Origin of the sequence: Allobosea sp. 2KB_26 (assembly GCF_052115715.1) — a bacterium.
Lineage (GTDB): Bacteria > Pseudomonadota > Alphaproteobacteria > Rhizobiales > Beijerinckiaceae > Allobosea.
Genome location: NZ_JBFRHE010000012.1, coordinates 131,774 through 155,373 on the forward strand (window position 1 = coordinate 131,774; position 23,600 = coordinate 155,373).

At 65.1% G+C, this 23,600-nt stretch carries 25 protein-coding genes; 13 read left to right on the forward strand and 12 right to left on the reverse strand.

The genetic code is table 11. The features are described 5' to 3' along the window. The first annotated feature begins 45 nt into the window (after positions 1 to 45). Both pdxA and rsmA read left to right on the forward strand, forming a co-directional pair. Complete coding sequence (gene pdxA / locus AB4099_RS26110; protein WP_441480197.1) at positions 46 to 1,062, forward strand: 4-hydroxythreonine-4-phosphate dehydrogenase PdxA; 1,017 nt, start codon at positions 46 to 48, stop codon at positions 1,060 to 1,062. Next, the gene (rsmA, locus tag AB4099_RS26115) at positions 1,059 to 1,913 is read left to right on the forward strand and encodes a 16S rRNA (adenine(1518)-N(6)/adenine(1519)-N(6))-dimethyltransferase RsmA (RefSeq protein WP_441480198.1); all 855 of its coding nucleotides are present in this window, start codon (positions 1,059 to 1,061) and stop codon (positions 1,911 to 1,913) included. The genes pdxA and rsmA overlap by 4 nt, the downstream gene beginning before the upstream one ends. Before the next feature lie 9 nt (positions 1,914 to 1,922). Here the strand turns inward: rsmA and gmk are convergent, their stop codons facing one another. The 3 genes from gmk to mltG all read right to left on the reverse strand — a co-directional run bounded on the left by gmk (position 1,923) and on the right by mltG (position 4,875). Continuing rightward, entirely contained in the window at positions 1,923 to 2,570 is a 648-nt protein-coding gene (gene gmk / locus AB4099_RS26120) for a guanylate kinase (RefSeq protein ID WP_113518477.1), read from the reverse strand. Between the two features lie 6 nt (positions 2,571 to 2,576). Beyond that, the gene (locus tag AB4099_RS26125; protein ID WP_113518476.1) at positions 2,577 to 3,458 is read right to left on the reverse strand and encodes a YicC/YloC family endoribonuclease; all 882 of its coding nucleotides are present in this window, start codon (positions 3,456 to 3,458) and stop codon (positions 2,577 to 2,579) included. A 184-nt stretch (positions 3,459 to 3,642) separates the two neighbouring features. Further along, positions 3,643 to 4,875 carry an endolytic transglycosylase MltG gene (gene mltG, locus AB4099_RS26130; protein ID WP_441480199.1) on the reverse strand — a complete coding sequence of 411 codons (1,233 nt, stop codon included), beginning with the start codon at positions 4,873 to 4,875 and terminating at the stop codon, positions 3,643 to 3,645. Here mltG and AB4099_RS26135 point away from each other — a divergent pair. Next, positions 4,868 to 5,098, forward strand: coding sequence for a hypothetical protein (locus AB4099_RS26135; protein WP_441480200.1), 231 nt, complete (start codon positions 4,868 to 4,870; stop codon positions 5,096 to 5,098). The two genes, mltG and AB4099_RS26135, sit on opposite strands and share 8 nt — an antisense overlap. A 44-nt stretch (positions 5,099 to 5,142) precedes the next feature. Here AB4099_RS26135 and fabF read toward each other — a convergent pair whose 3' ends face one another. The 4 genes from fabF to fabD form a co-directional block, all read right to left on the reverse strand. Beyond that, positions 5,143 to 6,408 carry a beta-ketoacyl-ACP synthase II gene (gene fabF / locus AB4099_RS26140; RefSeq protein ID WP_113518529.1) on the reverse strand — a complete coding sequence of 422 codons (1,266 nt, stop codon included), beginning with the start codon at positions 6,406 to 6,408 and terminating at the stop codon, positions 5,143 to 5,145. Positions 6,409 to 6,453: 45 nt separating this feature from the next. Continuing rightward, positions 6,454 to 6,687 carry an acyl carrier protein gene (locus AB4099_RS26145; protein ID WP_043236751.1) on the reverse strand — a complete coding sequence of 78 codons (234 nt, stop codon included), beginning with the start codon at positions 6,685 to 6,687 and terminating at the stop codon, positions 6,454 to 6,456. Positions 6,688 to 6,943: 256 nt separating this feature from the next. Beyond that, entirely contained in the window at positions 6,944 to 7,681 is a 738-nt protein-coding gene (gene fabG, locus AB4099_RS26150; protein WP_441480201.1) for a 3-oxoacyl-[acyl-carrier-protein] reductase, read from the reverse strand. Between the two features lie 38 nt (positions 7,682 to 7,719). Continuing rightward, the gene (gene fabD / locus AB4099_RS26155) at positions 7,720 to 8,664 is read right to left on the reverse strand and encodes an ACP S-malonyltransferase (protein WP_441480202.1); all 945 of its coding nucleotides are present in this window, start codon (positions 8,662 to 8,664) and stop codon (positions 7,720 to 7,722) included. A gap of 325 nt (positions 8,665 to 8,989) precedes the next feature. On the opposite strand from fabD, the gene rpsF reads away from it, so the two are divergent. From rpsF to AB4099_RS26205, 10 genes are all read left to right on the forward strand, one after another. Further along, entirely contained in the window at positions 8,990 to 9,442 is a 453-nt protein-coding gene (gene rpsF / locus AB4099_RS26160; protein WP_113518472.1) for a 30S ribosomal protein S6, read from the forward strand. Positions 9,443 to 9,445: 3 nt separating this feature from the next. Continuing rightward, the gene (gene rpsR, locus AB4099_RS26165; protein ID WP_038367644.1) at positions 9,446 to 9,691 is read left to right on the forward strand and encodes a 30S ribosomal protein S18; all 246 of its coding nucleotides are present in this window, start codon (positions 9,446 to 9,448) and stop codon (positions 9,689 to 9,691) included. Positions 9,692 to 9,832: 141 nt separating this feature from the next. Next, positions 9,833 to 10,786 carry a DUF2232 domain-containing protein gene (locus AB4099_RS26170; protein WP_441480203.1) on the forward strand — a complete coding sequence of 318 codons (954 nt, stop codon included), beginning with the start codon at positions 9,833 to 9,835 and terminating at the stop codon, positions 10,784 to 10,786. Positions 10,787 to 10,812: 26 nt separating this feature from the next. Further along, entirely contained in the window at positions 10,813 to 11,379 is a 567-nt protein-coding gene (gene rplI / locus AB4099_RS26175) for a 50S ribosomal protein L9 (protein ID WP_069880685.1), read from the forward strand. Between the two features lie 166 nt (positions 11,380 to 11,545). Beyond that, positions 11,546 to 13,033: a replicative DNA helicase gene (locus AB4099_RS26180; RefSeq protein ID WP_113518470.1), complete on the forward strand. Its 1,488-nt coding sequence runs from the start codon at positions 11,546 to 11,548 to the stop codon at positions 13,031 to 13,033. After that, a complete protein-coding gene (gene alr, locus AB4099_RS26185) occupies positions 13,030 to 14,163 on the forward strand; it encodes an alanine racemase (RefSeq protein ID WP_441480204.1) in 1,134 nt (377 codons plus the stop codon). Before AB4099_RS26180 ends, alr begins: the two co-directional genes overlap by 4 nt. Before the next feature lie 6 nt (positions 14,164 to 14,169). Next, entirely contained in the window at positions 14,170 to 15,567 is a 1,398-nt protein-coding gene (radA, locus tag AB4099_RS26190) for a DNA repair protein RadA (protein WP_113518468.1), read from the forward strand. A 107-nt stretch (positions 15,568 to 15,674) separates the two neighbouring features. Further along, positions 15,675 to 16,358: a CvpA family protein gene (locus tag AB4099_RS26195; protein ID WP_441480205.1), complete on the forward strand. Its 684-nt coding sequence runs from the start codon at positions 15,675 to 15,677 to the stop codon at positions 16,356 to 16,358. Between the two features lie 42 nt (positions 16,359 to 16,400). Continuing rightward, positions 16,401 to 17,873, forward strand: a complete 1,473-nt coding sequence (gene purF / locus AB4099_RS26200; RefSeq protein ID WP_441480206.1) for an amidophosphoribosyltransferase — start codon at positions 16,401 to 16,403, stop codon at positions 17,871 to 17,873. A gap of 13 nt (positions 17,874 to 17,886) precedes the next feature. Then, entirely contained in the window at positions 17,887 to 18,630 is a 744-nt protein-coding gene (locus AB4099_RS26205) for an SDR family NAD(P)-dependent oxidoreductase (protein WP_113518465.1), read from the forward strand. Positions 18,631 to 18,717: 87 nt separating this feature from the next. On the opposite strand, the gene AB4099_RS26210 is transcribed toward AB4099_RS26205, so the two are convergent. The 5 genes from AB4099_RS26210 to queA form a co-directional block, all read right to left on the reverse strand. Next, entirely contained in the window at positions 18,718 to 19,131 is a 414-nt protein-coding gene (locus tag AB4099_RS26210) for an NUDIX hydrolase (protein WP_162768452.1), read from the reverse strand. A gap of 17 nt (positions 19,132 to 19,148) precedes the next feature. Further along, complete coding sequence (locus AB4099_RS26215; protein WP_441480207.1) at positions 19,149 to 20,246, reverse strand: NAD(P)/FAD-dependent oxidoreductase; 1,098 nt, start codon at positions 20,244 to 20,246, stop codon at positions 19,149 to 19,151. Next, a complete protein-coding gene (der, locus tag AB4099_RS26220) occupies positions 20,243 to 21,634 on the reverse strand; it encodes a ribosome biogenesis GTPase Der (protein WP_441480208.1) in 1,392 nt (463 codons plus the stop codon). Before der ends, AB4099_RS26215 begins: the two co-directional genes overlap by 4 nt. A 45-nt stretch (positions 21,635 to 21,679) precedes the next feature. Continuing rightward, on the reverse strand, positions 21,680 to 22,342 hold the full coding sequence (locus tag AB4099_RS26225; RefSeq protein ID WP_113518462.1) for a tetratricopeptide repeat protein: 663 nt from the start codon (positions 22,340 to 22,342) through the stop codon (positions 21,680 to 21,682). Between the two features lie 62 nt (positions 22,343 to 22,404). Further along, entirely contained in the window at positions 22,405 to 23,511 is a 1,107-nt protein-coding gene (queA, locus tag AB4099_RS26230) for a tRNA preQ1(34) S-adenosylmethionine ribosyltransferase-isomerase QueA (RefSeq protein WP_113518461.1), read from the reverse strand. Positions 23,512 to 23,600: the final 89 nt, after the last annotated feature.

Here is a 23,600-nt window from a genome sequence, read left to right on the forward strand (position 1 = left end):
GGAATCAGGATTACTGCGAGCGAGCCTGTGCGGGTGGAGAAGAACGTGTCACCGCGACTGCTCGCTCTCACGCAAGGTGATCCGGCAGGGATCGGCCCCGAACTCGCCTTGAAGGCCTGGGTGCTGCGGGAACCCGCAGCCCTTCCGCCGTTTGCCTGCATTGCCGACCCCGGCCTTTTGGAAAGCCTGTCACGACGGCTGGGCCTCGATGTGCCCATCGTTGGCTGCGCCTGGCATGAGGCAGAGGCGCTTTTCGAACAGGCCCTGCCCGTCATTGCGCTCGAGAAGACCGCGATCGTGGTATCCGGACATCCTGATCCTGCAACCGCTGCGGGGACGATCGAGGCGATTGATCGCGCCGTCGCCGCGGTGCGCGAAAGACATGCGGCTGCGCTGGTCACCAATCCCATTGCAAAAAGCGTTCTTTACGCCGCCGGTTTCAGGCATCCCGGCCATACGGAATATCTGGCGCATCTTGCGGCGGATGGAGGCAGGACGCCCCACCCTGTGATGATGCTCTGGTGCGAAGATCTGGCGGTTGTTCCGGTGACGATCCACGTGCCGCTCAGTGCGGTACCATCGCTGCTGACGACGGATCTGATTGTCGAGACGGGGCGAATTGTCGCTCGCGAACTGGCCGCCCGCTTCGGAATTGCGCGGCCGCGGATCGCACTCAGTGGGCTGAATCCGCATGCGGGAGAAGGTGGAGCGCTGGGCGAGGAGGATGCTGCGGTGGTGGCGCCAGCCGTCGAGCAGCTCAAGGCGTTGGGAATCGACGCAAGCGGTCCCTATCCTGCCGACACAATGTTCCATTCGCGCGCCCGCGCCGGGTACGATGCGGCACTGGCGATGTATCACGACCAGGCCCTGATCCCGATCAAGACGATCGCCTTCGACGAGGGCGTCAACGTGACGCTTGGCCTGCCCTTCATCCGTACCTCACCGGATCACGGAACGGCCTTCGACATCGCAGGCCGCGGCATTGCCCGCCCCGACAGCCTTTGCGCCGCGCTGCGGCTGGCAGCCCGCATGGCAGCCCATTTCGAAAGCCGCCTGCCATGAGCCAGATCGACACGCTGCCGCCGCTGCGTGAGGTGGTTGAACGCCACGGGCTGATGGCGCAGAAATCGCTGGGCCAGAACTTCCTGTTCGACCTCAACCTGACAAGCAGGATAGCCCGCGCCGCCGGGCCGCTTGACGGTGAGACGGTGGTGGAGATCGGCCCTGGCCCCGGGGGGCTGACACGCGCCCTGCTGGCCAATGGCGCGGGGCGTGTCATTGCGATCGAGCGTGATCGACGCTGCCTGCCGGCGCTGGCAGAGATCGCCGCACATTACCCGGGACGGCTCGAGGTGATTGACGGCGATGCGCTTGCCGTCGACCTGTCCACTCATCTCGGCGGTTCGCCCGCCCGGATCATCGCGAACCTGCCCTATAATATTGGCACGCCGTTGCTCGTTGGCTGGCTCAGCCAGGAACCCTGGCCCTCCTGGTGGAACTCGCTCACGCTGATGTTCCAGCGCGAGGTGGCCGAGCGCATCATTGCAACCCCGGAGCAGCGCGCTGACTATGGCAGGCTGGCCGTTCTCGCGAACTGGCGTTGCGAAACCAAGATCCTGTTCGACGTGCCCAGGTCCGCTTTCGTGCCGCCGCCGAAAATCACCTCCTCGGTCGTTCAACTCGTGCCGCGACTGAGGCCAGAGCCCTGTGAACAGAGATTGCTGGAGCGCGTCACCCTGGCCGCATTCGGCCAGCGTCGGAAAATGCTGCGCCAGAGCCTCAAGGCCGTGACACCCGATCCGCTGCCGATGATCGAGGCCGCCGGCCTGTCGCCAACAGCCCGCGCAGAGGAAGTGCCCGTTTCAGGTTTCGTGCGCCTCGCCAACGCCCTGGCTGGGCTGAAGGCCGGATAGCGGCGCTCCCTACGCGATTGCCTCGCTGAGGAGGCCGGCGACAAACTCACTCATGCCAATCGCGCGCGAACGCTTCAGGCGCTCGGCAGTAAGGATGGCGCGGACCGATTCATAGGCAGCACCGAGATCGTCATTGATGATGACGTAGTCATAGACGCTCCAACGAGCGATCTCGTCGCGGGCGTTGTCGAGCCGCTTGGCGATCACCTCAGGCGCATCCTCGGCGCGACGCACGAGGCGAGAGCGCAGTTCCGCCATCGATGGCGGCAGGATGAAGATGGCGACGACATCCTCGCGCGCCTTTTCAAGGATCTGCTGCGTGCCCTGATAGTCGATGTCGAAGAGCACATCGCGGCCAGCCTTCAGCGCATCCTCGACGGGCTTGCGCGGCGTCCCGTAGCCATTGCCATGGACCTCGGCCCATTCGAGCAGATCATCGCGCTCGCGCAACGTGTCGAAGGCAGGGCGGTCGATGAAGTGATAATGGACGCCATGGATCTCGGAGGGGCGCTTGAGCCGGGTCGTGACCGAGACCGACAGATCGAGATTGGTTTCCTTCTGCGACAGCGTTCGCGTCAGGGTCGATTTGCCCGCTCCCGAGGGAGAGGACAGGATCAACATCAGGCCGCGACGGGCCGGGCGCACCAGATCGGCCATCAGCCGTCACTCCACATTCTGAACCTGTTCGCGCATCTGGTCGACGACCGTGCGCAGCTCGAGCCCGATGCGCGACAACCCGGCATCACCGGCCTTGGCGCAAAGCGTCGAGGATTCTCGCCCGAATTCCTGCGCAAGAAAGTCGAGCTTCCGGCCGATCGGCCCGCCCTGATCGAACAAGGCCCGCAACGCGGCAACATGAGCATGCAGCCGGTCGATCTCCTCGCGGATATCGGCCTTGACCGCAAGCAGCGCGGCCTCCTGATGGAGGCGCTGCGGGTCGAGTGCCGGGCTGGCATCGAGCAGGGCCTGCACCTGCATCGCGAGCCGTGCACGGATCGCTTCCACACTCCGCCCGGGATGCTGCTCCGCCTCGTCGGTCAGACGGCCAATGCTGGCAAGGTGGCCCGTGAGAACGGATTCAAGCGCTCGCCCCTCGGCGGAGCGTGCTTCCTTGAGGCCAAGAACCACCGCTTCCAGGCCGGCAAGCAAGGGAGCCTCGAGCTGCGCCAGGACATCCTCGTCCTCGTCGGCAATCTCGACCACGCCGCGAATCCCAAGCAGCGCGTCAAAGGAGGCCGGACGGATGCTGTCGGACGCGGGCAGCCTCGCGACGGATTCCAGCAGGCCCGCAAGCACCGCCTCGTTGATACGGGGCTTCGCCGGCCGGGCATCGCTGTTGATCGAGAGATTCACGTGCAATGTACCGCGAGAAAAAGCGGCGCCGAGGCGCTTGCGCGCAGCCTCGGCCAGGGCTTCGAACCCGGAGGGCACCCGGACACGCACATCGAGGCCGCGCGCATTGACGCTGCGGATTTCCCAAGCCCAGGCATGAAGACCTGCGGTACCGGCTGCGCGGGCAAAGCCGGTCATGCTCTCGATCGCCATGGACGCTGAAACTCCCCCCGACGGCTCACCGTGCGATCGCAATGCGCAGGATCACCACTCGACGCTGTATCTGATGCGGCGGGACCGTAGTGAGGGGAAACACCGCTCGCAAGTCGCGCTGCACACTCCGCAACGCGAAGATGGGGAGAAACCGGGTGCGGCTGCCAATACTTGCCCGAGCTGCTCAGGGACGCAGTGCCGGAACCTGCTTGGGTGAGTTGAGATCGTAGCTTCGGTTCAGCAGCGGATCGCGGTTCGTGCCTTCCGACGCATCGAAGGCGCGGGTGCGCGCGCCCGCCGGACCATCCGCCGAGGCACGGCGGTTGCCTGCCGCGGTCTCGATGTCTCCGGACGCCGCATCGGCCGCCCGTGAGGCGCCAGGCGCTTCGGTGCGGTTATCCGGCGCCGGCGGCGGCTCCACCTTGTCGACATTCGAATCCGGCGAGGGCTTGCCGGCCTCCCGCCGCTGCGACTCGACCTGCCGCCAACGGGCCACATTGCGGTTATGCTGCTCCAGGGTCTCGGCGAAGGCATGCCCGCCGCTGCCATCGGCAACGAAATAGAGATCCTTTGTTCTGGAATGGTTGACCACGGCCTCCATTGCGGCGCGGCCCGGATTCGCGATCGGGCCCGGCGGCAGGCCGTCGATGACATAGGTGTTGTAGGGCGTCGCCTGGCTGATCTCGTTGCGCTGGATCGCGCGGCCGAGCGTGCCCTTGCCGCCGACGATCCCGTAAACGATCGTCGGGTCGGATTGCAGCTTCATCTTGCGGTTCAGACGATTGATGAAGACGCCGGCAACGCGCGGGCGCTCGTCGGCTCGGCCGGTTTCCTTCTCGACGATCGACGCCAGGATCACCAACTCCTGCGGCGTCTTGATCGGCAGGTCCGCAGGGCGGCGATTCCAGACGTCGTTGAGGACACGGCGCTGGTCGCGCGTCATCCGATCGACGATCGCCTGCCGTGTGAACCCGCGCGGAAACTTGAAGGTATCGGGCAGGATGGTCCCCTCGCGAGGCACCTGAATGACGTCGCCCGTAAGGAGATCGTTGTCGCGCAGCCGCGCAATGATCTGTTCGCTGGTCAGGCCTTCCGGCACGGTGATCGAATGCTCGACGGCCTTGCCTTCGGCAATGATGTCGAGAATGTCTTGCTGGCTGGCGCGCGCCTTGAACAGGTACTCACCGGCCTTGAGCTTGGTCCAGTTGCCGGAGATCAGCGCCGAAACCTTGAAGGTCCAGGGATGCTCGATCAGTCCCTCCCGCTGTAGCAGCTCGGCGATCTCGGTGAGGCCGCTTTCCTTGGGAATGATCAGGACACGGTCGCTTGCGAGTGGCCCTGGGGCCTTGCTCTGACTACCGACCACCGCGATTCCAGCGCCGACGACGCCGGCCAATACGAGCGCAGTCGTGAACAACCCGCTGAGCATGCCGATGAAGGGATTGCGCCTCCTGCGACGCGCCTTCGGCGGCGGAGCAGGCGGCGCCACCGGCTTCAACGCCTCGCTCGGGCTCTTCGGGGCAACGCGGGGCGAAGTGTTCACAGTGCTGGCGCTCGCGTTCTGGTGTCTTGAGGTTCGCCGCAATGCCCTGGCGATGCGACGCATTCCGAGCCTGTCCCGAAATCCGGTGATAGACTAGCAGAAATTATGGCGAAAGCGCGCTGAGCCTCATCGGCCGGTGCGTCAGTCGACGAAGCGCCGGATCACCAGCGAGGCGTTCGTCCCGCCAAACCCGAAGGAATTGGAGAGAGCGGTCTCGATGCTGCGCTTCTTCGCGACATTCGGCACCAGGTCCAGATCGGTCTCGACGGATGGGTTGTCGAGATTGATCGTCGGCGGTGCGATCTGGTCGCGAATCGCGAGGACCGTGAAGATCGCCTCGATCGCGCCTGCCGCGCCGAGCAGGTGTCCAGTCGCCGACTTGGTCGAGGACATGGCGGGCTTCCGCGGGGCGTTGGCGAGCAGCCGCTCGACTGCCCGCAGCTCGATTTCGTCGCCGAGCTGGGTCGAGGTGCCATGCGCGTTGATGTAGTCGAGATCGCCCGCCGTGACGCCGGCGCGATCGAGCGCCGCCGACATGCAACGATAGGCACCGTCGCCATCTTCGGCCGGCGAGGTGATGTGATAGGCGTCACCCGACATGCCGTACCCGACGATCTCGGCATAGATGCGCGCGCCGCGGGCCTTCGCATGCTCGAGATCCTCGAGAACGACGACCCCTGCCCCCTCGCCCATGACGAAGCCGTCGCGATCCTTGTCATAGGGACGCGAGGCCTTCTCGGGCGTGTCGTTGAAGCCAGTGGACAGAGCGCGACACGCGCAGAACCCGGCAATGCCGATGCGGTTGATCGCCGATTCGGTGCCACCCGCGACCATCACCTTGGCATCGCCGAGAGCGATCATCCGCGAGGCGTCGCCAATGGCATGGGCGCCGGTCGAGCAAGCCGTGACCACTGCGTGATTCGGCCCCTTGAGGCCGTGCGTGATCGAAACATAGCCGGCGGCGAGATTGCTCAACCGGCCGGGAATGAAGAAAGGCGAGAGGCGGCGCGGGCCGCGCTCCTTGAGCAGGATCGACGCTTCATAGATGCCGCCGAGCCCACCAATGCCGGACCCGATCGCGACACCGGTCGCGATCTGATCCTCATAGCTTTCGGGTTTCCACCCGGCATCATTGAGCGCCTGCGTCGCAGCCGCCATTGCGAAGACGATGAAATCATCGACCTTGCGCTGTTCCTTGGGCTCCATCCAATCGTCAGGATTGAAGGTGCCGTTGGAACCATCGCCGCGCGGAATATTGCAGGCGATCTGGGCGGGAAGGTCGCTCGCGTCGAAGCTCGTGATCGGACCGGCGCCGCTGGCGCCGGAGATCAAACGTGACCAGGTCGGCTCGACGCCGCATGCAAGCGGCGTCACCATGCCAAGCCCGGTCACCACGACACGTCGCATGGTGTAGCTGCGTGGGCTCATGATGCAGTAACGGCCAGAGGCCGATCAGGCGCTCTTCGAGAGGAACTTGACGGCGTCGCCGACCGTGACGATCGTCTCGGCAGCGTCGTCCGGAATCTCGACGCCGAACTCTTCCTCGAAAGCCATCACGAGCTCGACCGTATCGAGGCTGTCGGCACCCAGATCTTCAATGAAGTTGGCACCTTCGACGACCTTCTCGGGTTCGACGCCGAGATGCTCGATCACGATCTTCTTCACGCGCTCGGCGACATCGCTCATGGATCTTTTCCTCAAAGCTTGAAACGCATCGCTGGATCGCGATGCGTGTAGGGAACCGCTCCCGCCACCCGGCACCCCTTCCGGAATGCCGCCGGGGCGGAACTCTTAAGGCTGCACAAACGCAACAACAGGGTTCGCGTCAAGTCCCCCCGAGCACGCGCGCTGCAGCGCGACGGCGCTAGTTAACACACTCGTCGAGAGCTGACGAGAGCCGGAAACCGATCTCGGAAGGTTACAAAGAACCTTCTCAAGACCTTCAAATCATTGCCATTCCACCGTTGACGTGAAGCGTCTGCCCGGTCACGTAAGCGGCCTCGTTGCTGGCGAGATAGGCAACCGCCGCAGCAACATCGTCACCCACACCCAATCGGCCCATCGGCACATCGGCAAGGATGCCTTCGCGCTGCTTGTCGTTGAGGGCCTGTGTCATCGGCGACTCGATGAAGCCCGGCGCAACGACGTTCACCGTGATGTTGCGGCTCGCGACTTCCGCAGCAAGAGCCTTGGACATCCCGATCAGCCCGGCTTTCGAGGCAGCATAATTGCCCTGCCCGGGATTGCCGGTGACGCCGACGACGGACCCGATCGAGACGATGCGGCCATAGCGACGGCGCATCATCGTCTTCACGGCGGCCCGCGACAGCCGGAACGCCGCCGTCAGATTGACGGCGATCACGCTGTCCCAGTCCTCGTCCTTGAGGCGCAGGAAAAGATTGTCGCGCGTCACGCCAGCATTATTGACGAGGATATCGAGCCCGCCGAGCTTCTCTTCCGCAGCCGGGACGAGCGCCTCGACCGAATCCTTGTCCGACAGGTTGCAAGGCGCAATCACGGCGCGCTCGCCAAGCTCGGCAGCGAGAGCCTCGAGCGCCTCGACCCGCGTACCAGACAGCGCGACGCTGGCGCCGAGGCTATGGAGCGTGCGGGCGATCGCGCCGCCAAGTCCGCCGGTCGCGCCGGTGACCAGGGCTTTTCTCCCCGTCAGGTCAAACATGCTGCCTCCCTTTTATATGGACCCGGCATCCTGCCGACTCACCCGTTCTGGGCACTGTAATTGCGGATATCGTCGGCAGCGCCGAGCGAAACCGCGCTGGTACCCGCTGCGATACGCTTGACCAAGCCGGCCAGCACCTTACCGCTCCCCGCCTCGACGAAACGGGTCACGCCAGCATCGGCCATGGCCTGCACACATTCGCGCCAGCGCACGGTTCCCGTCACCTGCGCCACCAGCGAGGCGCGGATCGCGTCGGGGTCGCTCAGCGGAGCCGCACCGACATTGGCCATCACCGGAACAACCGGCGCCGCCAGGGCGACCCTGGCCAGGGCCTCGCGCATCGCATCGGCGGCAGGCTGCATCAACGCACAATGGAAGGGCGCCGACACCGGCAGAGGCAGGGCGCGCTTGACGCCGCGCTCCCCGGAAAGCGCAATCGCGCGCTCGATCGCTCCCTTGCTCCCGGAGAGAACGACCTGCCCGCCGCCATTGTCATTGGCCGCCTCGCAGACTTCGCCTTGCGCGGCATCCCTCGCGATCTCACGCGCTTTCTCGAGCTCGACGCCGAGGAGCGCTGCCATCGCCCCCTCGCCTGCCGGCACGGCCTTCTGCATGGCGTCGCCGCGAATCCGGAGCAGGCGAGCAGCATCCGCAACCGAGAAGCTGCCCGCAGCCGCCAGCGCGGAATACTCACCGAGCGAGTGGCCAGCCACGAAGGCTGCATCGCGCTGCAGCGACAGGCCGGCCTCCGCCTCAAGGACGCGGATCACGGCAAGGCTCACCGCCATCAGGGCCGGCTGGGCATTGGCGGTCAGCGTCAGCTCCTCAGCGGGACCATCCCACATGATCGCCGAAAGCTTCTGCGACAGGGCGTCGTCAACCTCGGCGAAGACTGCCCTGGCCACAGGAAAAGCGTCGGCCAAGGTCTTGCCCATGCCGACGGCCTGAGAGCCCTGGCCGGGAAAGATGAACGCGGTTGTCATGCTGAGAAAATCCCGATGTTCATAAATTAGTCATCGCGACGGCGCTCTCACATTGCTTGGGAGGCCAAGTCAAGCTTTGCTGGAGAATTCGCAGCCACTTGTGCAGTGATTTGGCTTGCGGAAATGGCCACGACCCTGTATCAGCCGCCTCCTGTTTGTTCGGCCGGAGGCTGAACGGATGGCGGGCGCTTATCAAGTATCCCGCAGGTTCGGCTCTCGAACCGCCATCCCGTGTCTCCGCCTTCGATGAAATCCTGTCGGGCCTTATCCAGGGCTCGGAGGGCTCCGCGCCGAGCGAAACAGGGTGAAACAAAGGAAGGCCATAATGGCATTGTACGAGCATGTGCTGCTCGCGCGGCAGGATGTCAGCGCGCAGCAAGTCGAAGCTCTTGTCGAACAGTTCAAGGGCATCATCGAGGCGAATGGCGGCTCGGTCACCAAGACCGAATACTGGGGCGTGAAGTCGCTCGGGTATCGCATCCGTAAGAACCGCAAGGCTCATTACTCGCTGCTGAACATCGACGCTCCCTCCGCCGCCGTGCTGGAGATGGAGCGCCAGATGCGCATCAACGAAGACGTCCTGCGCTTCCTGACGATCCGCGTCGAGGAGCTTGAGGAAGGCCAGTCGGCCATGCTGCAGAAGCGCGATCGTGACGACCGCGGCGAGCGCGGCGGTGACCGCTTCGAGCGTGGTGGCGACCGTTTCGATCGCGGCCCGCGCCGTGACCGTCCGCGTCGCGAAGACGAGACCACCGAAACCACCGGCACGGAGGCCTAAGCCATGTCGACCGCTTCCGCCGGCGCCCGCCGCCCCTTCTTCCGCCGCCGCAAGTCCTGCCCGTTCTCGGGCGAAGGCGCTCCGAAGATCGACTACAAGGATGTGCGCCTGCTTTCGCGCTACATCTCCGAGCGCGGCAAGATCGTGCCGTCGCGTATCACGGCCGTTTCGGCCAAGAAGCAGCGTGAGCTCGCCCAGGCGATCAAGCGCGCCCGCTTCCTGGGCCTGCTGCCCTACGTCATCCGCTAAGCGGATTGCGACCCATCGCCGGTGCCTGGCACCGGCGATGGCCGAACCCCTAGTCGCCCAGCGGTGAAACCCCGCCGGGTATGTTGAGGCGAGATGCCTCTCACCCTGCCATTTTCGAGCAGTGGGACAGCAGGACGAAGAATGCTTCCGATCGTCGGCATCGGCGCGGGCCTGGTCTCGGCCCTTCTTTTTGCAGTGGTGATCACCGGATCGCCGCTGGCGATTCTGCTGTATTCTGCAGCCCCTCTTCCGATCTTCATCGCCGCACTCGGCTGGAATCATCGCGCCGGGCTTGTTGCGACCGCAGCCGGCGCGATCGCCGGCATGATCGCGCTCAGCTTTGCCGCCGGGCTGAATTATGCGCTGATCGTCGCGCTGCCGGCCTGGTGGATTGCCTATCTGGCGCTGCTTGCCCGCAATGACGGCACCGGCGTCGCCGAATGGTATCCGCTCGGCCATCTTCTGGTCTGGATCGCCGCGACGGCCGCGCTGACCACCGTCGGCAGCGCACTCGTGATGACGACGGACTACGACACCTATCGCACGGTAATTGCACGCGTCATCGAGAACCTGCTCTCCGAGATGGTGCGCAGCCGGCTTATCGCCTTGCCTGCCGATGTGAAGGTCTCCGAACTTGCGCTGACGCTGGCGCCCGCGGTCCCCGTCGGGATCGGCGCGTCCTTCGTCACGACGATCGTCGCCAATCTCTGGCTTGCGGCGAAGGCAGTGCAGGTCTCCGGCCGACTACCGCGTCCGTGGCCTTTCATTCCGGCAACCACTGTTCCGCGCCGCGCGCTGATCCTGCTCGGCCTCGCGATGGCGACAGCCACGCTCGGCGGTTTCATCGGCGTTGCCGGAGCGGCGATGACCGGCGCCCTCCTCGCTGTCTTCATGTTCAGCGGGCTGGCGACGATCCACGACCTGACGCGCGGCAAAGCCTGGCGCGGCCCGGCGCTGATCTCGGTTTATCTCGCTCTCGTCGTCATGCAGGCCCTGCTGACGCCGCTGCTGTCGCTTGCCGGCATCGTCGATTCGCTGCTGGGGCGCCGAAAGGCCTCTGGCCCGCCCTCCGTTCCACCCATGCCTAACGCCTGACATCAAACACAAAAAGGAGAAGACCAATGGAAGTGATCCTGCTTGAACGCGTCGCCAAGCTCGGCCAGATGGGCGAAGTCGTCCGCGTCCGCGACGGCTTCGGCCGTAACTTTCTGCTGCCCCGGGGCAAGGCGCTGCGCGCCACCGAAGAGAACAAGAAGCGCTTCGAGACGCAGCGCGCCCAGCTCGAAACCCGCAATCTCGAGCTCAAGAAGGAAGCCGATTCGGTCGCCGAGACGCTGAACGGCCACTCGGTCGTGATGCTGCGTCAGTCGGGCGAATCCGGTGTGCTCTACGGTTCGGTCTCGACCCGCGACATCGCCGAGGCCCTGACTGCAGACGGCTTCAGCGTCGATCGCAGCCAGATCACGCTGAATGCGCCGATCAAGACGCTCGGCCTGCACACCGTTCCGGTCGTGCTGCATCCCGAGGTTTCGGTCACCGTCACCGTCAACATCGCCCGCTCCGCCGAGGAAGCCGAGCGCCAGGTCCGCGGCGAGAACGTCACGGCTCGCGAAGAGTTCGACCTTGACGATCTCGGACTCGAGGTCGGCGCGGCGCTGGCCGAGGCCGGCGATAACGACGATCGCTGAGACGACCTCGTCTGACCATGAGTCAAGGGCGCCGTGGCAACACGGCGCCCTTTTCGTCGGAGGGGTGTGAAGATCGGGAGGAAGCTGCATTGCATGCTGGCATCGGGCGTCAGGGTGCTAGACTACAGAACACCCGACTCATCACAGCCGAGCTTGCCCGCAGATCATGGCCACTGCCACCGCCCTCGTTGCACGTCTCGACAATCAAGAGGCGGAGTATCGCGTCCAGCCGCATAATATCGAGGCTGAACAGGCGTTGCTGGGCGCAATCCTGGTCAATAACGACGCATTCTACCGCGTCTCCGACTTCCTGCTGCAGGACCATTTCTTCGAGCCGATCCACCAGCGCATCTTCGAGCTGACCGCGAGTCTCATCCGAGCGGGCAAGATTGCGACGCCGATCACGCTGAAGACATTCCTCGCCGAGATCGACCTTGGCGGCATCACGGCCTCGCAATACCTGGCGCGCCTCGCGGCCGAGGCCACGACCATCATCAACGCGCAGGATTACGGGCGGACGATCTACGAGCTCGCCATCCGGCGCCTGCTCATCGGCGTCGGCGAGGATCTGGTCAACGTCGCCTATGACGCGCCGGTCGAGATGGCGCCTCGCGAGCAGATCGAAGAAGCCGAGCGTCGGCTCTACGAGCTGGCCGAGAAAGGCCGCTACGAGGGCGGCTTCCAGAAATTCGATGGCGCGCTTCGTCTCGCGATCGACATGGCGGCGAGCGCCTACCAGCGCGCCGGCGGTCTCTCAGGCATCTCGTCGGGCCTCCGCGATCTCGACGCGCGCATGGGCGGTCTACAGCGCTCGGACCTGATCGTGCTTGCCGGTCGCCCGGCCATGGGCAAGACCTCGCTCGCGACCAATATCGCATTCAATATCGCCAAGGCCTGGCGCGGCGAGCGACAGGATGACGGCTCGCTCAAGTCCGTCGACGGCGGCATCGTCGCCTTCTTCTCACTCGAAATGTCGGCCGACCAGCTCGCGACCCGTATCGTCGCCGAACAATCGGGCATCTCGTCCTACAAGATCAGGCAAGGCCGCATCTCCGAAGGCGATTTCGCGCGACTGGCCGATGTTGCAAACCAGATCGAGAAATTACCGCTCTATATCGACCAGACCGGCGGCCTCTCGATCGCCCAGCTGATGGCGCGCGCACGGCGACTGAAGCGCCAGAAGGGGCTCGATGCTCTCTTCATCGACTACCTCCAGCTGCTCTCGGGTTCGGCCAAGAAGGGCGAGAACCGTGTGCAGGAACTGACCGAGATCACGACCAGCCTGAAGGCGCTGGCGAAGGAGCTCTCGGTACCGATCATCGCGCTCTCGCAGCTGTCGCGCCAGGTCGAAAACCGCGACGACAAGCGGCCCCAGCTCTCGGACCTGCGCGAATCCGGCTCGATCGAGCAGGACGCCGACGTCGTGATGTTCGTCTATCGCGAAGAATACTACCTCAAGGGAAAGGAACCGCGGGCCGGTACGCCGGAACATGCGACCTGGCTCAACGAAATGGAGGTGGCCCATGGCCTCGCCGAGTTGATCATCGGCAAGCAGCGCCACGGCCCGACCGGCACCATCGCCCTGCAGTTCGATGCCGACGTCACACGCTTCTCCGATCGCGCCGAAGAAGCCCATCTGCCGGAACAGATATGACCGCCTTCGATACCCCGGATGCCGGCACGGCCGGCGCAACACTGACAATCGATTTGGGGGCGCTGGTCGCGAACTGGCATGCACTGGGGCAGCGCGCCGGCGGTGCCGAAGCCGGCGCCGTGGTCAAGGCCGACGCCTATGGCATCGGCATCGAACCTGCGGTCACGGCTCTCGCAAGGGCCGGCTGCCGCACGTTTTTCGTCGCCCATCTGTCCGAGGGCGTTAGGGCGCGAGCCGTGGCTCCGGACGCAGCGATCTATGTACTGAACGGCCTCTTGCCAGAAGCTTGCGGCTACTTTGCCCAGCACGACCTGTCACCGGTGCTCGGCTCGCACGAGGAACTGGTCGAATGGGCCGCATTCCGCCAGGGCGGAGCCGCAGTCAGGCCGGCCGCCCTGCATGTCGACACCGCGATGAACCGGCTCGGGCTCTGGGCCGGCGAAGGTTTGAACCTCGCTCGTGAGCGCCCGGGCACGCTCACCGCAGCAGGCATCGGCCTGGTGATGTCGCATTTCGCCTCGTCCGAGGATGAAGCCGATCCGGCCAACGCGCGCCAGGCCGCCGCCTTCGCCGAGATTGCTGCGGCCCTCCCCGGCATTCCCGCCTCGCTGAAGAACTCTTCGGGGCATTTCCTCAAGGATGTGCCGTCCTACCAGATCACCCGGCCGGGCTATGCGCTCTATGGCGGCAATCCGACGCCGCACCTGCCCAACCCGATGCAGCCTGTCATCGGACTGGAAGCACGCATTCTCCAGCAACGCGAGGTCAAGGCGGGCACGCAGGTGGGCTATAACGGCCGCTGGACGGCACGGGGTGCGCGCAAGCTCGCGACGATCTGCCTCGGCTATGCCGATGGCTACCCGCGCAACGCGAGCTGGACGGATAGCAGCACTGGTGGCTCGGCCATCGTCGGCGGTGTCACCTGCCCCTTCGTCGGCACGGTCTCGATGGACCTGATCATCATCGATGTCACGGAAGCACCCGCGGCTGCTGCCGTGAGGGGCGCGCCGGTGACGCTGATCGGCGGCCCGCTCGACCTCGAAGCGGTGGGTGCCGGAGCCAAGACCATCGGCTACGAAATCCTGACCGGTCTCGGCGGACGCTATGCGCGCCGCTATGTCGGGCTCTAGTGCCGGATGGCGAAACGCGGCCCGACCTATACCTGCCAAGCCTGCGGAGCGGTCTATCATCGCTGGCAGGGCAAATGCGACGCCTGCGGCACATGGTCCTCTCTCAGCGAGGAAGCACAGGCCGCGCCGGTACCCGGCGGGCGCGTCTCGTCGAACAGCCGTGCCCGGGGCCGTGTCTTTGCGCTCGAGACGCTCAGAGGCGAGACACAGGATGCTCCCCGCATCGTCGCCGGCATCGGTGAGCTCGACCGGGTCACCGGTGGCGGCTTTGTGCCGGGCTCGGTGCTGCTGATCGGTGGCGATCCCGGCATCGGCAAATCGACCCTGCTGATGCAGGCCTGTGCCGCGCTCGCCAATGGCGGCCATCGCGTCGTTTATGTCTCGGGCGAAGAATCGACCGGGCAGGTGCGCCTGCGGGCCGAGCGCATGGGCCTCGCCGATGCGCCGGTCGACCTTGCCGCCGAAACCAATGTCGAGGACATCGTCGCCACGCTCAACCAGGGCCAGCGCCCGGCCCTCGTGGTGATCGATTCGATCCAGACCATGTGGTCGGGCGAGGTCGAAAGCGCGCCGGGCACAGTGACGCAGGTCCGCGGCTCGGCCCAGGCACTGATCCGCTATGCCAAGACCAGCGGCGCCTGCCTGATCCTCGTCGGCCATGTCACCAAGGACGGACAGATCGCGGGGCCGCGTGTGGTCGAGCATATGGTCGACGCCGTTCTCTCCTTCGAGGGCGAAGGCGCGCATGCCTTCCGCGTCCTGCGCGGACAGAAGAACCGCTTCGGGGCGACCGACGAGATCGGCGTCTTCGAGATGACCGGCAAGGGATTGTCGGAAGTTACTAATCCATCAGCGCTTTTCCTGGCTGGCCGAGACCAGGCTGCCCCCGGCGCCGCCGTCTTCGCCGGGGTCGAGGGTACGCGGCCGGTCCTGGTCGAGATCCAGGCGCTGGTCTCGCCGACCTCGCTTGGCACGCCCCGGCGTGCCGTCGTCGGCTGGGAGAACAGCCGTCTCGCCATGGTGCTCGCCGTGCTCGAAACCCATGGCGGCCTCAGGCTCGGCCAGCACGACGTCTATCTCAACGTGGCCGGCGGCCTGCGGGTCAACGAGCCGGCCGCCGATCTGGCGGTTGCCGCCTCGCTCATCTCCTCGCTGACCGGAGCGATCCTGCCGGCCGAAGGCGTCTATTTCGGCGAGATTGCCTTGTCGGGGGCGATTCGCCCGGTTTCCGTCACGGCGGCCCGCCTGCGCGAGGCGGCCAAGCTCGGATTCGAGGCGGCGCTCCTCCCCGCCGGGGGAGCGGATTTCGGCGAGGGCAGCGGGCTTGGACTCCGCCGTTTCGGGCATGTTGCCGAGCTTGTCGCCGACATTGCGGCCCGCGCTCCTCGCAGGGATGTGAAATGAACCGCCCCCAAGGGTGACGGAACCCCTTCGAACGCGTATAGCAAAATCGTTGCGGCCAGCCCATTTCTTGCGGGCCACCCCTAGATGCTAGAGAAGCGGCTTCCTACATGCCTGTCACAATCCTCGATCTCGTCGTCATCGGCGTGGTTTTGATCTCGGCGTTGCTGGCCGCTGTGCGCGGGCTGACACGAGAAGTGTTGGCTATCGCGTCCTGGGCGACGGCAGCCGTGGTGGCTTGGGTGTTTCATCCCCAGCTCCTGCCGCTGGCACAGCAACATATTCCGAACCAGACCATCGCGCTGGTCGCCGTGATCGCGGCCCTGTTCCTGGTAACATTGATCATCGTGTCGCTCGTGACTGCCCGGATTTCCGATTTCGTCCTCGACTCGCGTATCGGCGCGCTCGACCGGACGCTCGGCTTTGTCTTCGGCGCGGCCCGCGGACTGCTGCTGGCGGTCATCGGTTACGTGTTTTTCACCGCGCTGATGGGCGACAAGAACCTGCCGACCTGGGCAAAGGACGCCAAGGCCAAGCCGATCCTCGAAGAGACCGGCCGCTCGCTCCTGACGATGCTGCCGCAGGATATCAATTCCGACTTCGTCAAGAAGCTGCTGAAGCCCAAGACCGGCGAAGAGCCCGCCGAAGTGCCGGCCGAGGAGCCGCGCCCGCCGGCGAGCCCGACCGCCGACCCGCAGCGCCGCACCGAGGTGCCGAACGCCAACGACCGCCAGGCGCTGCAGCGTGCGATCGAAGGCACACGCCCGGCAACACCTGCCCAAACTCGTCCGTAATTAGAGCGTAACGCAGCCGTGTTACAGCGTATGGAGCCCGTAATGACGTCTCACCCCGAGACCCACGACGCCTTCGATCCCTATGCCGACCGCCTGCGCGAGGAATGCGGCGTTTTCGGCATCTTCGGTCATGCCGATGCCGCCGCGCTGACGGCGCTCGGCCTGCATGCTCTCCAGCATCGTGGCCAGGAAGCGGCGGGTATCGTCACCTTCGACGGCAGACGCTTCCATTCGGAGCGGCGACTCGGCCTTGTCGGCGATGCGTTCTCGGAAGCCTCGGTCATCGACAAGCTCCAAGGTGCGCAGGCGATTGGCCATGTGCGCTATTCGACGACAGGCGAGACGATCCTCCGCAACGTCCAGCCGCTCTTCGCCGAACTGCATGGCGGCGGCTTTGCCGTTGCGCATAACGGCAACCTCACGAACGGCCTGACGCTGCGCCGCAATCTCGTCCGTGACGGTGCGATTTATCAGTCGACCTCCGACACGGAGGTGCTGCTCCATCTCGTCGCCCGCAGCCGAAAGACCCGCTTCATCGATCGTTTTGTCGATGCCATCCGCCAGATCGAGGGCGCTTATGCCTTCGTCGGCATCACCAATAAGAAGCTGATTGGCGCACGCGATCCGCTGGGCATCCGCCCGCTCGTGCTCGGCGAACTCGACGGCGCTCCGATTCTGACCTCCGAGACCTGCGCGCTCGACATCATCGGAGCCAAGTTCGTCCGTGAGGTCGAGAACGGCGAAGTCGTCGTCATCTCCGAAGACGGCATCGAGAGCCACAAGCCCTTCCCGCCGGTTGCGGAACGCCCCTGCATCTTCGAGTACATCTACTTCGCCCGGCCGGATTCGATCGTTAAGGGCCAAAGCATCTATGAGCGGCGCAAGCGCATGGGTGCACAATTGGCAGCTGAAGCGCCAGCGAATGCCGATGTGATCGTGCCGGTGCCGGATTCCGGCGTGCCAGCTGCCCTCGGCTTTGCCCAGGCAAGCGGCGTTCCCTTCGAACTCGGCATCATCCGCAACCACTATGTCGGGCGCACCTTCATCGAGCCGACCCAGAAGGTCCGCGAACTCGGCGTGCGCCTGAAGCACTCGGCCAATCGCAGCGTGGTCGAGGGCAAGAGCATCGTTCTGGTCGATGATTCGATCGTGCGCGGCACGACCTCGTTCAAGATCGTCAAGATGATGCGCGAGGCGGGCGCGCGCGAGGTGCATTTCCGCATTTCGTCGCCGCCGATCACCCATCCGGACTATTACGGCATCGACACGCCCGACCGCGAGAAGCTGCTGGCGGCAACCCACACCCTCGAAGAGATGCGCCAGTTCGTCGGCGCGGATTCTCTCGCCTTTCTCTCGGTCGACGGTCTTTATCGCGCCATGGGACATGAGCGGCGTGATCCCGTCCGGCCGCAATTTACCGACCATTGCTTCACCGGCGACTACCCGACCTCGCTGACCGACGTCATCGGCGAGAGCGCCAAGCAGGAATTGTCCCTCCTGGCCGAAGCCGGCTGATCACCCAGAGCATATGATGACCAAGCCTCTCGCAGGGCGCATCGCGCTCGTCACTGGCGCGTCGCGCGGTATTGGCCGCGCCGCAGCCCTCGCCTTCGCCAATGCAGGCGCGCATGTCGTCGCCCTGGCGCGAACCTCAGGCGCGCTTGAGGAACTCGATGACGAGATTCAGGGCATCGGCGGCAGCACGACGCTGGTACCTGTCGACCTCAGCGACGCGGCGGCAATCGAGAAGCTTGGCCCGGCTCTGCTGCAGCGTTGGGGCAAACTCGACATCCTGCTCGCCAATGCCGGCATCCTGGGCCCCCTGACCCCGCTGACCCACGCCTCGCCGAAGGAATGGGCCAAGGTGTTCGAGACCAATGTCACGGCTAACTGGCGCCTGATCAAATCGGTGGAACCGGCGCTGCAGGCTTCGGATGCGGGCCGAGTCATCGTGATGTCGTCAGGTGCGGCGCATAAGTGCTTGGCCTATTGGGGCCCGTACTCGATCTCGAAGGCGGCCGTCGAGGCCATGGCGCGCACCTATGCGGCCGAGACCGTGACGACCCCGCTCAAGGTGATGATCGTCAATCCCGGCCCCCTGCGCACCCGCATGCGGGAAGAAGCGATGCCGGGCGAGGATCCGCTGACGCTGAAGACCCCCGAAGAACTCGCTCCGCATCTCATACGCCTGGCCTCGCCCGACTGGAGCGAGACGGGCAAGATTTTTGACTTTCCGCAGGGCAAGGTACTGAGCCCGCAGATGCCGGCCTAGGTCGCCGATCAGTCTCTTTGCGTGGCATGGGATTTCTCCGAAAGGTGGATTCGACTTTTCGGTCCGATGCCCTTGGGTGACGAGCGATCAGGCCCCTGGGCGCGGCGATGCACGCACCAGCGTGATCAGATCGGGAATGGTGAGGTTTGGCAGCGCCACCATCTCGTCGAGCGAAAACCAGCGTATCTCGACATGCTCGTCGCAGAGATTGACCGCCTCTCCGCCCTCCCAGGCATGCACGACATAGATGTGGTGCAGCGCCTCGCCGTTTCGTTCGGGAAAGCGCTCCGGTTCCGACAGCACCAGCTGATAGCGCGTCGGAACAAGGCCGACCTCCTCACGACATTCGCGCAGAAGCGCCGCCTGGAGGCCTTCACCCGCTTCGACCCGGCCACCGATCGCGTCCCAGTGATCGGCCCATGCGCGCTTCCAGGATGCCCTCAGGCCGAGCAGAACCGTGTTCTCCGGGCTGACGAACAGGGCGCTGACCGTCTCGAGCATCCGCCCTTCCATTTCGCCTACTCCGCCCGCAGCCAGCGGAACAATCCGGCGTCGTCTCCGCTCTCCAAGGCAGTCGCGACACGCCGACCGACCGCGGCGCCAAATTTGTAGCCATGCCCCGAACAGGCGGAGACCGCGAGCGCCTTGCCAATCCGGCGCGCGAAGAATGCGCCATCCTCGGTGAAGGTATAGGCGCAGGTCGCGGTACGCTTGACGCGATACTCATTGAGCCGAACGAGCGGCGGGGCGAAATAGTCCCGGATCTGCTCGCCTTCCCCGGGATGAGGCTCACGCTCCTCATCGGGCTCTCTCGGGCGGCGATGGATTCCGGCGCCCAGCTTCAGTTCGGTCCCGTCCACTGGGGGCAGGATATAGCCGTGTCTGTCCCCACCGACGCTGACCATGGCGGGCGCACGCTGCCAGGCCTCATGAAGATCCCTGGGCGGATCGAGATAAACGACCGCAGTGCGGTAGGTCTTCAGCGCATCGCCGAGTTCCGGGAACAGACGCAACACCCAGGCCCCAGCCGTCACGACGATCTGGTCGGCAGCAATCCGCGTCCCATCGTCAAGGATGACGACACCGGCATCCGCCTCCACGGCCGAGACGCGCGCATTGGCCTGAATCGCGACGCCGCGTTCCGCCAGAAGCCGGAGCAGATCCGCCGCAATCCGTGCCGGGAAAAGTGCGCCGCCGTCAGCACTAAAATAAGCGTAGCGCAGGCTTGCCGCATCGAGAAAGGGCCAGCGCGTCGCAGCTTCGGCAGGCTCATGCAACATGTAGGGCGCTGACATCCGGTCGAGCCCATCGCGAAACTGCTCGCCCTCGTCGCCCTTCTCCAGCGACACGCCGAGAACGCCGCAATTGGCGAGATGGGACCGGCCAAGATCACCCCACATGTCATCCCATGCCGCGAAAGCTTCCGGGATGGTGCGGGCATAGCCGTCGGCACTGCCATAGGCGCGACGGATGATACGATGCTGGTCGCCCGAGGCGGCGTAGGGATTGGGAATCACCGGCGCCTGCTCGAGCAGCGTTACCTCATGGCCACGCCCGCTGAGAGCCCAGGCGGTGGCAAGGCCGCCAATGCCCGCACCGACGACGGTGACGATCACTTGCGCTTGTTTCGATCGTAGGGATTGTCGCCACCACGCGTGTGCAGGCGGATCGGCGTGCCCGGCAGCTCGAATGCCTCGCGCAGATTGTTGACGAGATAGCGCGTATAGGACACCGGCAAATGGTCGAGCTGGTTGCCGAACAGCGCGAAAGTCGGCGGGCGTGCCTTCGCCTGCGTCATGTAGCGGATCTTGATGCGGCGCCCAGCGACTGCCGGAGGTGGGTGAGCCGAGAGCACGCCTTCCAGCCAGCGGTTGATCCGCGCCGTGGAGACGCGACGATTCCAGACGTCATAGCTCGCGAAGACAGCCTGCATCAGCCGGTCGATGCCCTCGCCCGCCAGGCCTGACAGCGGAACGATCTGCACGCCGCGCACCTGCGCCAGCAAATGGTTCGCCTTCTCCTTGAGCTCCGCCAACAGGCCCTGCTTGTCGGCAACGAGATCCCATTTGTTCAGACCGATGACGACCGACCGGCCTTCGCGCTCGGTCAGGTCGACCAGCGTCAGGTCCTGCTTCTCGAAGGGAATGGTCGAATCGAGCAGGACCACGACGACTTCGGCGAAGCGAATGGCCCGAAGCGCATCGGCGACCGAGAGTTTTTCGAGTTTCTCCTCGATACGGGCGCGCTTGCGCATGCCCGCCGTGTCGAAGAGCTTGACCGGGCGGCTGCGCCACTCCCAGTCGACCGAAATGGTGTCCCGGGTGATACCGGCTTCCGGCCCCGTCAGAAGACGGTCCTCGCCAATCATCCGGTTGACAAGGGTCGACTTGCCGGCATTGGGGCGGCCGATGATGGTGACGCGCAGCGGCTTGTTGGGGTCGCTCTCCTCGTCGAAATCGGCAGCCGGGGCTTCGGCCCAGGCTTGATCGTCCTCGTCTTCGTCCGGCTCGTCGGCAATGAAGGGCACAAGCGCTTCAAGCAGATCAGCGGTGCCTTCGCCGTGCTCGGCTGAGAACGGCACAGGGTCGCCAAGGCCGAGCGCATAGGCCTCGAATGTGCCGTCCTTGCCCTTGTTCCCTTCCGCCTTGTTGGCGAGCAGGATCACAGGCTTTCCAGAACGGCGCACCAGGTCCGCGAAGGGCCGGTCCATCGGCGTCAGGCCAAGCCGGGCATCGATCATGAAGAGGATCACATCGGCCTGGGCGATCGCTGTCTCGGTCTGAGCGCGCATGCGGCCCGCGAGCGAGTCCTTGTCGGCCTCCTCGAGTCCGGCGGTATCGATGATGCGGAAGCGCAAATGGCCGAGTGAGGCATCACCTTCGCGCCGGTCGCGGGTCACGCCCGGCCGGTCATCGACCAGAGCGAGCTTCTTGCCCACGAGCCGGTTGAAAAGCGTCGATTTGCCGACATTCGGCCGGCCGATGATGGCGACGGTCGCGGTCATGGTGTTCAAATTCGTCCTGTTACGCGCCGGGATCGGCGCGTCGGGTCAATTCTTGGTCTCGACGGCGCCGCCGCGCACCAGAGCGAGATAGAGATCGGTACGCTGGCGTAGCACCTGCGGCGATTGCGGATCGGTCACGATGGCATCGAACCAGCGGCCGGCATCCTCGAACAGATTGGCCTTGAGGGCGGCAATGCCGAGAAACTCACGGGCCGAATGGCGCCAGACGCCCTGCGGAGACGCGAGCGGCTCAAGCGCGGCGCGGGTCTCGGTATAGGGCGCAAGATCGACGCGCAACATGCCGGCACGAAGCCGGGCAAGATCGCGATAGAGCTGATCGAGAGAGCTGTCATTCGCCAGCGCGTCGAAGGCCGTTGCGCCTGCGGCAGCGTCGCGCTTGCCGGTCTCGGCCGCCAGGCGGAACCGCGCGATCTGGCGGTACCCTGCCGGCGCGTTGGCCGCGAGGTCGACGAGGATCGACTCCGCCTCGGCGCCACGGTTGTCGCGCGAAGCCCTCAGCGCCTCTTCCAGCCGCGCACCCACGGCCTGCGAAGCCTGCTGCTCGCGATAGAGCCAGACCTGCCAGGCCGCGACGGCCACGACAGCAGCCACGGCCAAGCCGATGAGCAGGTTGCCATATCTCTTCCAGAGCGCCGCCGCCTTGTCGCGCCGGACCTCCTCGTCGATCTCACGAAAAATATCGGCCATAGGGTGTCACAATCCTCTTCACCCTGCCGGGTAGCATTTTCGCTGGCCGATTGCGAGCCGGATCAAGCGTGGCGTGGCGTGGTAGGTTCAGCCCTGAACAGCAAACTGCCGTCGCCATAGGAATAGAAACGGTATTTCTCCGCGATCGCATGGGCATAGGCCCGTTTCATGAGGTCGAGCCCGCAGAAAGCCGAGACCAGCATGAACAATGTCGAGCGCGGCAGGTGAAAGTTCGTCATCAGGATGTCGACGGCCCTGAAGCGATAGCCAGGCGTAATGAAGATGGCCGTATCACCGGAGAACGGCGCGACGACGCCGTTCTCGCCGGTGGCGCTCTCGAGCAGCCGCAGGGCCGTGGTGCCGACGGCAACGATGCGGCCTCCCCTTGCCTTGACCTGGTTCAGCGCTGCTGCAGTCTCCGCGCTCACACTGCCCCATTCGGCATGCATGCGGTGCTCGCGCGTATCCTCGGCCTTGACCGGGAGGAACGTGCCAGCGCCGACATGAAGCGTCACGAAATGGCGGGATATGCCGCGTGCATCGAGGGCTGCAAACAGTTCCGGCGTGAAGTGGAGACCGGCAGTCGGGGCGGCCACGGCTCCATCGGTGCGGGCGTGAACCGTCTGGTAGTCATGGGCATCAGCCTGATCGGTCGGACGCTTGCCGGCGATATAGGGCGGGAGCGGCAACTCACCCATCCGCGCGATCGCTTCATCCAGGATCGGCCCGGACCAGGCGAACCGCAACTCGACCTCGCCGCCCTCGCCCTTTCCGACGACCTCGGCATGCAGCGCGCCGAGCTCGCACGCATTCGACGCCGCGTCCGAGCCGAACACCACCGTCTCGCCAAGGGCCAGCTTCTTGGCCGGCCTGGCGAAGGCAAGCCAGCGGTCGGACGCTTCGCGCTTGTGCAGCATGATCTCGACACGCGCCGAGGCCTCTCCCCTGACGCGTCGGCCATAGAGTCGGGACGGGATCACACGCGTATCGTTGAGGACGAGCGCGTCGCCGGGCTGAAGCAGGCTGGCAAGTTCGCGAACGCCGCGCCCCTCGAATGGTTCGGCTGCATCCGGCCGCACCACGAGCATCCGCGCAGCATCCCGTGGGCTGACGGGCCTCAGCGCGATACGCTCTTCCGGCAGGTCGAAGTCGAAAAGTTCGACATCCACGATCGAATCCGCCTCACAAAACTGCGAACCAAAACAAGATAAGCCCCCATCCATCGGGATGCGCCTGCGGCGCTGCCGGGATGAGGGCC